This is a genomic window from uncultured Corynebacterium sp. (assembly GCF_947253065.1).
In the GTDB taxonomy this organism is placed as follows: domain Bacteria; phylum Actinomycetota; class Actinomycetes; order Mycobacteriales; family Mycobacteriaceae; genus Corynebacterium.
The window spans coordinates 15736-29905 of the sequence record NZ_CAMXWS010000010.1; the positions used below are offsets into that span (position 1 = coordinate 15736).

Sequence of the window (14170 nt, forward strand, 5' to 3'; positions counted from 1 at the left end):
GTGACACAACCTGTTGACGAGCCGTTTCTGAAGTCCGAGCCCCACACCGAGGGCGTGGATTACAACCGGAAGAAAACTCCGCCGAAGAACCTCCCGGACGCAATGATCAAAGGTCTGCGTCCGAAGCAGTGGGTCAAAAATGTCCTGGTGCTGGCCGCGCCATTAGCTGCGGGGGCGGATTCATTCACGTCCCGCACAATTCTGGATATCGTCCTGGCATTCGTGGTGTTCTGCTTCGGTGCGTCCTCGATTTACTTGATCAACGACGCACGTGACGTGGATGCTGACCGTGAGCACCCCACGAAGCGTTTCCGTCCGATCGCATCGGGCATGCTGCCGATTAATTTGGCATATGTCATGTCGGTCGTGCTGATTGTTGCAGCGATCGGTCTGGCATTCCTCGCGTCTGATGGTCCGGCGTTGGCCACGGTTGTGGCGGTGTACATCGCGCTGCAGCTGGGATACTGCTTCGGCTGGAAGCACATCCCGGTGATCGATATCGCGCTGGTGTCTTCAGGCTTCATGCTGCGCGCAATGGCCGGTGGTGTCGCGGCGGATATTGAGCTGTCGCAGTGGTTCTTGCTGGTCGCGGCGTTCGGTTCGCTGTTCATGGCTTCCGGTAAGCGCTATGCCGAATTGCTGCTGGCGGAGCACACGGGTGCGAAGATTCGTAAGTCGCTGCAGGGCTACACGCAGACCTACCTGCGCTTTGTGTGGACGCTGTCCGCAACAGCGGTTGTCATGTCGTACGCGCTGTGGGGCTTCACACTGAGCAGCGGCGTCGCGCCTGCTGAAGGTCTCTGGTACCAGATTTCGATGGTGCCGTTCATCATCGCGATCCTGCGCTATGCCGCGGAGGTCGACAGCGGAAACGGTGGCGCACCAGATGAGATCGCACTGGAAGACCGCGTTCTGCAGATGTTGGCACTGCTGTGGATTCTGACCATCGTCATGGCTGTCTATGTTGTGCCACTCATGAGCTAATATTTCCGGCATGGAAAAACGCGCCCGCTTATCACTGCTTATATCCGCAGCGCTAGCGGGCGTTCTCGCATTCTGGGGCGGGTGGGCTCGCCGCTGGATTTGCGATGACGGCGTGATCGTCCTGCGTACGGTCCGCAATATCCTGGCTGGCAACGGTCCGGTGTTCAATGCCGGTGAACGTGTGGAGGCCAATACCTCCACGTTGTGGCAATACCTCATCGCGGCTTTCAGTTGGGTGCCGGGAATGCGGCTTGAAGATGTGGCGATGTGGTTGGCGCTCATCTGCACCGTCATCGGTGTTGTGGCAGCCACCATGGCGTCCGGCAAATTGTGGCAGCGGGTCAGTCCGGGATTGGTCGCACCGTTTGGTGTGATCATTTATGTTGCGCTGCCGCCGGCACGGGACTTTGCCACCTCTGGTTTGGAATGGGGCTTGTCCCTGGCGTGGATCGGTGTGTGGTGGGCACTGCTGGTCCGCTGGTCGGCGGGTAATCGCGGTGAGTTGCTTTTGGCGTTCTGGGCAGGTCTGTCGTGGCTGGTTCGTCCGGAGTTAGCTCTTTACGGCGGGCTCACCGGTCTCATGCTGCTGGTTGCCAGCCGGATGGATTGGAAGCGCATTGGCGCAATCTGTCTGGCAGCACTTCCAGTGCCGTTGGCGTACCAGATCTTCCGCATGGGTTATTACGGTCTGCTCACCCCGCATACTGCGGTGGCGAAATCGGCCTCTGGTTCCGAATGGCGTGCTGGTGTCCGTTATGTGTGGGACCTCGTTGGCACGTATGCCCTGTGGGCGCCGTTGCTCGTGGTTGCCGGGTTGGGCATCTGGTGGGTCTTGCGTCTCGGTGCGCAGGAGAAGGTGATTGTTGCTCTGGCTGTCGGCTGCGGTGCCTTGCACATGCTTTACGTGATGCGTGTTGGTGGGGACTTTATGCATGGTCGCATGGCGCTACTGCCACTGTTTGCGATGCTGTTGCCGGTAGCAGCGCTGCCGCTGACTCTGCTCAGCGGTGTGGCTGCGACTGCGCTCGCGGTGTGGGCCGGCATCGTGTTCGCCCGTGGACACGAGCTTGGTTTCGAACCGTTCGTGGAAGGGCCAGAGGCACTGGCCACTGTCGACGAGCGTGAGTTCTGGACAGCGGTGCTGTTGCGTGAATCGGGCAATCCGCCACGTTATTCGGAAGACTTCCTGGCCAGTGACTTGATGGGCGGGTGGAAAGAAGGACTCGCTAAGGCAGAAGAAGAAAATGCCGCGGCAATGCGTCTTGTGCTTCTGCAGGAAGACCCAAATGTGTACACGTGGGAACCACTCGCACGAGTGAAGCACGACACAGACCTGCTTAACCTTCCCAATACTGCCTACATGATCAATCTGGGCATGGTCAGTGCGAATTCGGGTTTGGATGTGCGCATCCTCGACAATGTCGGATTGGCTACTCCGTTGGCGGCACGACAGCCGCGTATTGAGGATGGCCGCATCGGTCACGATAAGAATCTGCCGACGCATTGGAAATATGCGGATACGGCGGTGGACCCGGATGAGGTTGCTGGGTTCGTCGATAAGCAAAAGCTCCTGCAGGCGCGCGCGGCATTGCGCACACCGGAGATTGCGGACTTGTTGGCCACCTCGCGTGAGCCGATGAGCGCCGAGCGCTTTTTCAAGAATATGAAGTACGCGCTGGGTCCTGGTCGGTCTTTGGAAATTTCTGAGGACCCCGCTGTGTACCTTGATAGCGCCACGTTGGAGCGCATTTCTCGTGGTGAGGATGTGGGCCTGTCCGGGCAGCGCATCGCGTGGCCCGTGAAAAACGTGCAATAGGGATAACGCGATTGATAACATCGCGATAACGCTTTGCGATACACCTGTGTGTAATCACAAATATTCCTGACTTATCTGATTGGTGGACACATGAACGCGATTCACTCCATGCGTCGCACGCTGCTTGCCCTTGTGATGGCACTGGCTGCTGCGATGACGCTCATGGTGGCAACCCCGGACAATGCGCAGGCTGCCGATAACCGTGGCTGGCTTCGTCGTGACGCGACCGGCCACTGCACCTGGGATCCGGTGAAGTACTGGGTACAGCGTTGTGACGTGTACTCCCCGTCCATGAAGCGCAATATCCCGGTGCAGATCGTTCCGGCTGCACGTGGCGGTAATGCTGGCCTGTACCTGCTCGATGGTCTGCGCGCGACTGAGCGCACCAACGCGTGGGTGAAGGATGTCAACGCGGCTGCTGTGTACAAGAACTCGAATATCACCCTGGTCATGCCGGTCGGTGGCGAGTCTTCCTTCTACGCTGACTGGCAGCATGATCCGAAGTACGGCCAGGGTCAGCCCTATAAATGGGAGACCTTCCTGACTAAGGAGCTGCCGGGCTACCTGCAGCGCAACTTCGGTGTCTCTCCGCGCAACAACTCCATCATTGGCCTGTCCATGGGTGGCACCGCTGCGATGAATATTGCGGCGAAGAATCCGCAGCAATTCCGTCAGGTGCTGTCCTTCTCGGGCTACCTGACCACGACGCTGCCGGGCATGCAGACCATGTTGCGTCTGTCCATGCTTGATGCGGGCGGCTACAACTTGAACGCAATGTACGGTTCGATGATCAACCCGCAGCGTTTCGCCAATGACCCGTTCTTGAACATGAGCGGTCTGCGCAACAGCGACATTTACATCTCTGCTGGCTCTGGTGTTCCTGGCCCGGCTGATGCGAAGTATCTGCCGCAGCACAAGGCGGCCGGCATGGCGCTTGAGTTCGGTTCGATGATGTCCACCCGTATCTGGGAGGCGAAGGCTCGAGCACAGGGCCTTCGCGTGACGTCGGATTACCCGGCACAGGGTCTGCACAACTGGGACCAGTTCGGTTACCAGCTGCACAAGACGAAGGGTCGCGTTCTTAATCACATGAACGCGTGGTAAGCGTTTCTTCGTACTAACCCTGGGAGACGGTGACTGCAGATGCAGCTGTGGTCAGTGTTTCCCAGGGTTTTTCTGTGTTCACGGCGTGTCACCCTGTAAAGTCTCAAGTGAAACTTAAACTTCATACCGAAGACCGGGCCCGGCCTGGGGGAGGGGAACCCCCAGGGCGGAGCGCCCGTTAGTCCGCCGTACCAACAATCAACAAAGGGCTCTCTAACATGCGCTTTTCACCCCGACGTACTCCCCGCAAGGTCACTAAAGGCCAATTGCTCGCGGTCGCCGCAGTTCCCACAGCCTTAGCTGTCGGGGTGGCCGTGGTGCCAGCAGTGGCTCAGAACAGCTCGTCTGGCCTGTCCAGCTCGCTGTCGTCCGGCCGTGGAATCTCTGACGGTCTGCGTCCGTCCGATCCGCCGCCGCGCACCCCGATTGAGGTGGACGAACACCCGCAGATCCCGGGCCTGCCGGAGGGTGTTTCCGTTGACCGTATTGAGTGGCTGACACAGCGTCGTGTCGCTGTATTCATCAACTCCCCATCGATGCCGGAAAAGCCGATCCAGGTGCAGATCCTGCTCGCGCGTGACTGGCACTCCAACCCGCAGGCCAAGTTCCCTGAGGTGTGGGCACTCGACGGCCTGCGCGCACGTGATGACGAGAGCGGCTGGACCATCGAGACCAATATCGAGCAGTTCTACGCTGACAAGAACGTCAACGTGATCATGCCGGTGGGCGGCGAGTCCTCCTTCTACTCCGATTGGCAGAAGCCGAATAACGGCAAAAACTACAAGTGGGAGACCTTCCTGACCAAGGAGCTCGTCCCGCTGCTGAACGAGCACTACCGCTCCAACGGCAAGCGCGCCGTTGTCGGTCTGTCCATGGGCGGCACCGCTGCAGTTAACCTGGCTGAGCGCAACCCGCACCTGTTCAACTTCGTCGGTTCCTTCTCCGGTTACCTGGACACCACCACCTCTGGCATGCCGCTGGCGATTAAGGCTGCACAGAAGGATGCAGGTGGCTACGACTCCGAGGCAATGTGGGGCCCACTGGGCTCCCAGGACTGGATCGACCACGACCCGAAGCTGGGTATTGAGAACCTGAAGGGCAAGACTGTTTATGTCTCCGCTGGCTCCGGTCAGGATGACTACGGTAAGCCTGGCTCCGTTGCTACCGGCCCGGCTGTTCCGGCTGGTGTGGGCCTGGAGGTCATTTCTCGTATGTCCACCCAGACCTTCGAGCGCTATGCAAAGAAGGCTGGCGTGCCGATCATCACTCGTTACCGCCCGTCCGGTGTTCACGCATGGGATTACTGGCAGTTCGAGATGACCCAGGCATGGCCGCACATCGCTGATTCCCTCGAGGTCAGCGAGGCAGACCGTGGCGCAGAGTGCACCCCGGTCGGCGCGATTGCTGAGGCCACCAAGAGCGGAATCATCGGCAGCTGTGTCACCAACGAATATGACGTTGCTGGCGGCAAGGGCAAGGCTGAGGAATTCCGCGGCGGTACCGCATTCTGGTCTGAGAAGACCGGTGCACAGGTTCTGGTCGGCGCGATCCTGGCAAAGTACAACCAGCTCGGCGGCCCGGCCGGCTGGCTCGGCTTCCCCAAGACCGGTGAGCTGAAGACTCCGGACGGCAAGGGACGCTTTGTCCACTTCGAGCACGGTTCTGTCTACTGGACCCCGCGCACTGGTGCCCAGGCCATCCCGGGCGACATGTTCGCCGCATGGGGTGCAGGCGGCTACGAGGGTGGCCCGCTGGGCTACCCGGTCGAGGAAGCCAAGGCTGCAGGAGGCGGCTACATCCAGAAGTTCGAGAACGGCTACCTGACCCGTAACCCGGATGCTAAGAAGCACTACATGGTCTTCGGTGCGATCGGTGCCAAGTACGGCGAGCTCGGTGGAGCAAGCTCTGACCTGGGTTACCCGAAGGGCAATGAGAAGAAGATCAAGGGTGGCTTCTTCCAGGAGTTTGAGAAGGGCAATATCTACTGGTCCCCGAAGACCGGTGCTCATGTGATCTACTACGGCGCCATCTTCGACCACTGGGGCAAGAACGGATGGGAGCAGGGCAAGTTCGGTTGGCCGACCTCCGACATGAAGGAGATCCCGACCGGTGGCCTGACCATCAACTTCGAAAACGGTGGCCTGGACCAGATCTTCGGCCAGGTCCGCGAACGGAAGAACTAAGCGTATGCGCAAAACAGCGATGACGGCAGTCCTCGCTGCGGTGGGGCTTTCTCTCGCCGCATGCGGGGGAGCCACCGTGGACAGCGAAGATGTGACGGCCACGCCGTCCACATCCGCAGCTGCTCCTTCCAGCAGTGTTGAAGAGTCTCAGAGCGCTACCGAAACTGAGTCCAGCTCAGCAGCGTCCGCTCCGGCCGACGATCCGGCTGCCGGCGAAGGCGCCGCCAGCGAAGTAGAGAACACCCCGGATGCAGCACCGATGCGTCCGGATCAGGACGAAGCATTCCTGGAAGCTCTACGCGAAGGCGGAGTCAACGTTGAGGGAAATGAGGAGCAACTCGTAGGTACCGCCCGTACCATCTGCGGCGGAAGCGACATCACGCGTGACGCAGTGGCCGGTCAGCTCATTGAGCAGCAGGCCACCCAGCTGGAATTCGACGATCTGACCAAGCTCATCGACTCCGCGGCACGCGATAACCTCTGCTAGAAGGAGGGCCGCACGCCGTGCGTACCCGTAGAGTTTTCACGATCATTGCTGCGCTCGCCCTCATTGGCGTCATTGCCTTTGGGGCGGCGCAGTGGCTCGGCCCGGGCGAAGGGCCGGTCCCATCCATTCCGGCGCCACGCGAAAAACAAGCAAAAGAGCCGGATTGGTGCCCGGCAGTAGAAGTCATTTCTGCACCGGGTACATGGGAATCGGCGAAGGACGATGATCCTTTCGCACCGACCGCGAACCCGAAGAGCTTCATGCTCTCGATCACGCAGCCGCTTCAGCAGCAATACGACATCAATGATGTCCGTGTGTGGACATTGCCGTACACCGCGCAGTTCAAGAATATTCAGACCCCTGCTGGTCGGGCTGAGATGAGCTATGACGATTCCCGTAATGAGGGCATGGCTCGTTTGAATGGGGAGATGCGTTTCATCAGTGAGACGTGCCCGTCGACCGAGTTCATTCTCGCGGGATTTTCGCAGGGCGCCGTGATCGTGGGTGATATCGCCAGCGATATCGGCAACCACCGTGGTGTGGTCACCCCGGAGAAGGTGCGTGGCGCGATCATGATCGCGGACGGACGACGTGAAAACGGTGTGGGCATTAACCCAGGTGTTCCCCTTGGTGGTATTGGTGCGGAGATCGCGCTCCAACCGCTGAACCGTCTTATCCAAGCTGTGGTGCCAGGTGCGACGATGCGTGGTCCTCGTGAGGGTGGCTTCGGTGCATTGAGTGATCGGGCGATTGAGATTTGCGCACCGAATGATTCCATCTGTGATGCCCCGCAGGATGTGGGTAATGCGCTGGGTCGAGCACGCGACCTCGTTGAGGCCAACGGCGTCCACGCCATGTATGCCTCGAATCCAGAGGTGATTCATGGCACCACTGCGAACCAATGGGTCGTAGAGTGGATTCGCGAAAGTATCGACAACAAAAACTAATTGGCCTTTAAAGGAGTTCCATGGATCTCGAACAGCTGCTTTACCAGTTCTACGACGACGACAAGATTGATCTGCCGCCGGAGCTGTCCCTGTTCCAGCTGTGCGAAATGCTCTACCAGGGCAGTAAGGAAATGGGCACTGGTGAGGTGCACCAGCTGCGCTACTGGGACTTCTCCGAAGACCGTGACGGTGTGGCGGTCGACTTCACGCGTGATGAGGTGATCACCCGCATCAAGGCTGTGGCAGCACGCCTACAGCAGACCGGTCAGCCGGGTGATCGTGTGGCGATCATGGCGGCGAATTCGCCGGAGTACCTCTTCGCATTCATGGGTGCGATCTACGCCGGTCAGGTACCGGTGCCGTTGTATGACCCGAATGAGCCGGGTCACGGTGAGCAGCTCACCGCTGTGCTATCGGACTCCCAGTCCGCAGCTGTGCTGACAAATAATGCCGGGGCGAAGGCGGTACGCGCTTTCTTTGCTGAGGTGCCGCGTGCTAAGCGCCCGCGCATCCTAGTTGTCGACGCATTGCCGGATTCACTGGCGGAATCCTGGACCGCACCGGATGAGCCGGAAGATTCCGATGCTGTGGATGAGGTCGCGTTCTTGCAGTACACCTCCGGCTCCACCCGTCTGCCGGCTGGTGTGGTGTTGACCCACCGCGCGATTTTGACGAATGTTCTGCAGATTTACGATGCAGTGGAATTGAAGATGCCGCTGCGTCTGTCCACGTGGCTGCCGATGCACCATGACATGGGCATTATTCTGACTGTCTTTGTCACCATCATGGGCATTGAATTTGAGCTGATGGGTCCGCGTGACTTCATTCAGCAGCCGAAGCGTTGGGTCGACCAGATCAATAAGCGCGAAGACGATGAAGAAAATGAGACCTTCGTTTACACAGTTGTGCCGAATTTCGCGCTTGATCTCGCTGCCCGTTATGCCGCACCGGAGAACCCGGATGAGTACGATCTTTCCGCGCTCGACGGCATCCTGATCGGTTCGGAGCCGGTGACTAAGGCAGCGGTGGAGACTTTCGTCGAAGTATTCAAGGATTCCAAGCTGGATCCGCAGGTGCTGCGTCCATCTTATGGTTTGGCAGAGGCCACGTTGATCGTGTCCACCCCACAGACGGAAGAGCGTCCGCTGTTCAAGACCTTCGACCGTGAAGAAGTGGGCAATGGCCGCATCGTTGAGGCGGAGGACGGTATTCCGTTCGCTTCGAATGGTCAGCCGGTGCCCGATATGCGCTATGCCATCGTGGACCCGGAGACCAAGCAAGAGGTTGATAACGGCCAGATCGGTGAGCTGTGGCTGCACGGCGACAATGTCGCCGCCGGCTACGAGGGCCGTGAAGAGGAAACCCAGAAGACCTTCAATAACCACCTGCGTGATCAGGACGGTTGGTTGGCTACAGGCGACCTCGTCGCTTTTTACGACGGCCACCTTTATATCACCGGCCGTTTGAAGGACCTGGTGGTCATCGCGGGACGCAACCACTACCCGCAGGACATCGAAGCCACTGTCATGGAGGCTTCCGACCACGTTCGCCCCGATTCGGTGGCGGCATTCGCGGTGCCGGGGGAGGACGTCGAGAAGCTCGTGCTGCTCGTTGAGCGCGTTGAAGGCGCCGACGAGGCCGGGGACGCGATCGCTGAAGATGCGATTCGTGGTGCGGTGTCGAATAAACACGGCATCAGTCCGGAGGTCGTGCGCTTCTATGCGCCGAACGAAATTGCCCGCTCCAGCTCCGGAAAGATTGCACGTTTGGTCAACCGGGCGAAGTTCCTGCAGGAAAGCTAAATCGTTAACGCCTTAGGCTAATAGCCCGATAAGAAGGCCGTAAGAATTTTCAAGAAATGAAAGGACGTGGTCCGCGAGCCATGACGGAAAGCGAGCTCACCACCTGGTTGCAGTCGTGGATCTCCGATGCGACGGGGGCTGACGAAGTTGATCCGTCTGTTCCACTCGACAACCTCGGCCTTTCCTCGCGCGATGTTGTCGTGCTCTCCGGCGAGCTCGAGCGCTTGCTGGACATCAGGCTCGATCCGACAGTCGCGTACCAGTACCCGACGGTTGAAGCGCTCGCGCACGGTCTGCTCGCACCACAACAGGAAGACGCAGATCGCTTTTCGACGGCTGCGACGCAGGCCCTCCGCGGCACTTCCATCGGCTCTGGCGACATCGCGATTATCGGTCGCGCTGGACGTTTCCCTGGCGCGAAGAATGTCGACGAGTTTTGGGATCTCTTGGTCTCCGGCCAGTCCGTCACTGGTCCGCTGCCGGAGGGACGTTGGACTGAGTATTCGCAGGACCCTGTGATGTCCGCGAAGATGCGGGAGCAGAATGTTCAGGGCGGTTACCTGGATGACATCCGCACCTTCGATAACGAATTCTTCGGTCTGTCTCCGCTTGAGGCGGAGAATATGGATCCGCAGCAGCGCATCATGCTCGAGCTGGCGTGGGAGGCACTGGAAGATGCGCACCTTCCGGCGAATGAGCTGCGTGGCGAGTCCGTTGGTGTGTTTGTAGGTTCCTCGTCGAATGACTACGGCATGCTGATCACCTCTGATCCGGCATCCGCGCACCCATATGCATTGACGGGTACGTCTAGCTCGATCATTCCGAACCGCATTTCTTATGCGCTCGATTTCCGTGGCCCGTCGATGAATGTGGACACGGCATGCTCGTCCTCGCTGGTCGCTGTGCACCATGCGGTGCGTGCTCTGCGCAGCGGTGAGGCCGAAGTGGCGCTGGCTGGTGGCGTGAACATCCTGGCCAGCCCGTTCATTTCCACTGCTTTTGCAGAACTCGGCGTGATCAGCCCGACGGGCAAGATCAGTGCGTTTTCCGATGATGCAGACGGTTTCGTCCGTGCGGAGGCAGCTGGCTTCATCGTGCTCAAGCGCGTTGAGGATGCCATTGCTGATGGTGATGAGGTCCTCGCGGTGATCAAGGGCTCCGCCACCAACTCGGATGGTCACTCTAATGGTCTGACCGCCCCGAACCCGGAGGCACAGGTAGATGTGCTGCGTCGTGCTTATGCCGATGCTGGCATTGATCCAGCGGCAGTGGACCTGGTTGAGGCTCACGGCACTGGTACCGCACTCGGCGACCCGATTGAGGCGACCGCGCTCGGCCAGGTGCTGGGCGTTAACCGTGAGGCTGCTGACCCGCTGCTGCTTGGTTCGGCGAAGTCCAATATCGGCCACTCTGAATCCGCTGCTGGTGTCGTGGCCATGATCAAGGTGCTGGAGGGGCTGACCCACAACACTGTTCCGCCGACGGCGAATTTCACCGAGGGCAATAAGTTCATTGATTTCGACGCGACCAAGATCGAGGTCGTTGAGGACCCGCGCGAGTGGCCGGAATACTCCGGCCGCCGCATTGCTGGTGTGTCCGGCTTCGGTTTTGGTGGTACGAATGCGCACATCGTCGTGAGCGATTTTGACCCGTCGGAATATGACGTTCCTGCTCGTGAGCCTTCCGCTGGTTTGATTGATCCAGCCAACCCGGATCAGGTTCTGCTGCCGGTCTCTGGTCTGCTGCCGTCGCGTCGTCGTGAGCTGGCTAGCGCTGTTGCGGAATCCTTGACCGACAAGACTGACCTGCGCGCTGTTGCCCGCACTTTGGCTGGCCGCAACCACGGCCGTTCGCGTGCAGTGGTCACAGCCAGCAATGTGGAAGAGGCGCGCAAGCGCCTGAACTACGTGGCTGAAGGAAAGGTCACCCAGGGGGTTGCGTCTGCGGATTCGCCCGCTTCCAATGGGCCTGTCTTCGTCTACTCCGGCTTCGGCTCGCAGCACCGCAAGATGGTCAAGCCGCTGCTCGAGCTTTCCCCAGCATTCCGCGCGCGGATGCAGGAACTGGACAAGGTCGTTGATTTCGAATCCGGCTGGTCCATGCTGGACATCATTCTGGACGATGAACAGACCTACGACACCGAAACCGGCCAGGTCACCGTCACTGCTATTCAGATCGCACTGACTGATCTTCTGGCCAGCTATGGCATCACCCCGGCTGCCACGATGGGCATGTCCATGGGTGAGATCGCTGCTGCATACGCCGCCGGTGGTCTGTCCGCTGAAGACGCCATGCTGATTGCTTGCACCCGTGCACGCCTGATGGGCGAAGGCGAGAAGACTGTCCAGGGCACGGACGGTGAAGGCGCGATGGCGGTGGTGGAGCTGTCGCGAGAGGAGCTGGAAGGCTTCGTCGATAAGCATCCTGAAGCGCAGGGCGTGGAACCTGCTGTCTACGCGGGCCCGGGCATGACCACCGTCGGTGGACCGGGTAAGGCCGTGGACTTCCTGGTCGCGGCCTTGGAAGAGGAGAGCAAATTCGCGCGCAAGCTCAATGTGCGCGGTGCAGGCCACACCAGCATGCTTGATCCGATTCTCGGTGAGCTCGCTGGCGATATCGCTGGTATTGACCCGCAGCCGCTGCGTATCCCGCACTTCGGTTCGGTTGATGGCACGCACCAGCCGGGCGAGACGGTCCATGATGTGGATTATTGGATCCGCATGACCCGTCAGCCGGTGCTGTTCCAGGACGCGACGGAAGCCGCGCTGAATGCTGGGCATACGACGTTGGTGGAGATTTCCCCGAATCCTGTCGCGATGATGGGCATGATGAACACGGCATTCACCGTGGGCAAGCCCGATGTGCAGCTGCTGTTCACCTTGAAGCGCAAGGAGAACGAGGTAGCTACCTTGCTGGACCTGGCAGCCAAGCTGTACGTGTCCGGCATGCCGGTTGATTTCGCAGCTCTTGCTGGCGATGGTGTGCGCGCGGATGTTCCGCACACCCCAATGCACCGCAATGACCTGTGGACGTCGGCTCGTCCAAGCTCTTCCGGTTCCGGCCCGCTCGGTGCGAAGGTGACGCTGCCGGATGGCACGATTGTCTTCGCCGCACCGGCAGACCAGATCTTCTCCGCCATGCAGATCGTGGAGCTCGCTGCAGCTGATGTGGATGCGAATGCCACTGTGGTCGCCGCTGAAGAGCGTGCACCATTACCAGCTGCTGGTGAGCTGACCACCATGGTTCACCGTGGCCTGGGCGGGTTGACCATCACGGTGTACAACGGCTCGGTGCTGGTTGCGGAAGGTTTTGCCTCCACCCTCGACTTGGGCCAGGCAACGCTGCCTGGTGTGACCAATGCACCTGAGCCAACACCTGAGGTCCAGGCTGCTCGTGAACAGCTGATCCGTGGTGCCACCGACGATGCCGATGTGGTGCGTTGGGACCCGGAGAAGGAAACGGTGGAGGAGCGCCTCCGCGCGATCGTTTCTGAGTCCATGGGCTATGACGTGGATGATCTGCCGGATGAGCTGCCCCTGATTGACCTGGGGCTGGATTCGCTGATGGGTATGCGGATTAAAAACCGGGTGGAAAATGACTTCCAGATTCCGCCGCTGCAGGTCCAGGCGCTGCGTGATGCGTCCGTCGCCGATGTGATCGCAATGGTTGAAGAGGCCGTGGCTGGCAATTCTGATGCCGCGCAGCCAATGGCAGAAAATGACCCGAACCGTGATCCGGAACAGGCTGCTGAGAAGGCCAAGGGTGTTGGCGTCGCTCCGCGCGATGCTTCCGAGCGAATGGTCTTCGGTGCGTGGGCGAAGTACTCGGGTGCCGCTGCTGCGGGCGTGACTTCGGAATTGCCGGAGATTACTCGCGAGCAGGCCGAGCAGGTCGCCACGCACCTGACGGAGCGTTCCGGCATCGAGGTCAGCGCTGATGATGTGTTGGCTGCCGAGACGCTTGAGCCACTGGCTAATGCTGTGCGTGAGGGTCTGGAGACCCCGGTGGACGGCAATGTCCGCGTGCTGCGTGAGCGCACTGATGAGACCACGCCGTCTGTGTTCCTCTTCCACCCAGCTGGTGGGTCGAGCTCTGTGTACCAGCCGCTGACCCGTCGCCTGCCGGATAATGTGCCGGTTTACGGCATTGAGCGTCTCGAGGGCAGCCTCGAAGAGCGCGCGGCTGCCTACATCGCAGACATTGAGCGTCTTGCCGCTGGTCAGCCGATCGTGCTCGCCGGATGGTCCTTTGGTGGCGCACTCGCCTACGAGGTCGCGCACCAGCTGGAGAATCGCTCGGATATTCAGATCCCGGTGAAGTTCATCGCTCTGCTGGACACGACTCAGCCGTCGAACCCGACTCCGGACACCCCGGAGGAAACGAAGAAGCGCTGGGAGCGCTACGCCGCATTTGCGAAGGAGACTTACGGCCTCGACTTCGAGGTGCCGTATGAGCTGCTCGAATCCGCTGGCGAGGACGCTCTGCTGACCATGCTCGCCGAATTCTTGGCTAATACGGATGCGTCCGAGCACGGTTTGGCCGCCGGCGTGCTTGAACACCAGCGTGCCTCGTTTGTGGATAACCAGATTTTGGGCAAGGTGGACTTGCAGCGCTGGGCAGACGTGGACCTGCCGGTCTTGTTGTTCCGCGCGGAACGCATGCACGATGGCGCAATCATGCTTGAGCCGGCATACGCGGAGATCGACCCGGATGGTGGCTGGGGCGCTATCGTGGATGACCTGACTATCGTGCAGCTGCCGGGTGATCACCTGGCGGTTGTGGACGAGCCCGCGGTGGGGATCGTGGGCAAGCACATCTCCGAATGGATCGCTGAGGTGGATTAAGAC

General features: G+C 60.0%; 8 protein-coding genes. All 8 read left to right on the top strand.

From position 1 onward, the window contains the following. The 8 genes from Q0X21_RS04075 (at nt 1) to pks13 (ending at nt 14167) form a co-directional block, all read left to right on the top strand. Nucleotides 1-984, top strand: a complete 984-nt coding sequence (locus Q0X21_RS04075) for a decaprenyl-phosphate phosphoribosyltransferase (protein ID WP_297850478.1) — start codon at nt 1-3, stop codon at nt 982-984. 10 nt (nt 985-994) lie between these two features. Then, a complete protein-coding gene (locus Q0X21_RS04080) occupies nt 995-2800 on the top strand; it encodes a hypothetical protein (RefSeq protein ID WP_297850479.1) in 1806 nt (601 codons plus the stop codon). 90 nt (nt 2801-2890) lie between these two features. After that, nucleotides 2891-3904, top strand: a complete 1014-nt coding sequence (locus Q0X21_RS04085; protein WP_297850480.1) for an alpha/beta hydrolase family protein — start codon at nt 2891-2893, stop codon at nt 3902-3904. Nucleotides 3905-4122: 218 nt separating this feature from the next. Continuing rightward, nucleotides 4123-6087, top strand: a complete 1965-nt coding sequence (locus Q0X21_RS04090) for an alpha/beta hydrolase-fold protein (protein WP_297850481.1) — start codon at nt 4123-4125, stop codon at nt 6085-6087. A gap of 4 nt (nt 6088-6091) precedes the next feature. Next, complete coding sequence (locus Q0X21_RS04095; RefSeq protein WP_297850482.1) at nt 6092-6574, top strand: DUF732 domain-containing protein; 483 nt, start codon at nt 6092-6094, stop codon at nt 6572-6574. Nucleotides 6575-6591: 17 nt separating this feature from the next. Beyond that, the gene (locus Q0X21_RS04100) at nt 6592-7521 is read left to right on the top strand and encodes a cutinase family protein (protein WP_297850483.1); all 930 of its coding nucleotides are present in this window, start codon (nt 6592-6594) and stop codon (nt 7519-7521) included. 20 nt (nt 7522-7541) lie between these two features. After that, nucleotides 7542-9323, top strand: a complete 1782-nt coding sequence (locus Q0X21_RS04105) for a FadD32-like long-chain-fatty-acid--AMP ligase (protein ID WP_297850484.1) — start codon at nt 7542-7544, stop codon at nt 9321-9323. Between the two features lie 80 nt (nt 9324-9403). Continuing rightward, the gene (gene pks13, locus Q0X21_RS04110; RefSeq protein ID WP_297850485.1) at nt 9404-14167 is read left to right on the top strand and encodes a polyketide synthase Pks13; all 4764 of its coding nucleotides are present in this window, start codon (nt 9404-9406) and stop codon (nt 14165-14167) included. Nucleotides 14168-14170 lie beyond the last annotated feature (3 nt).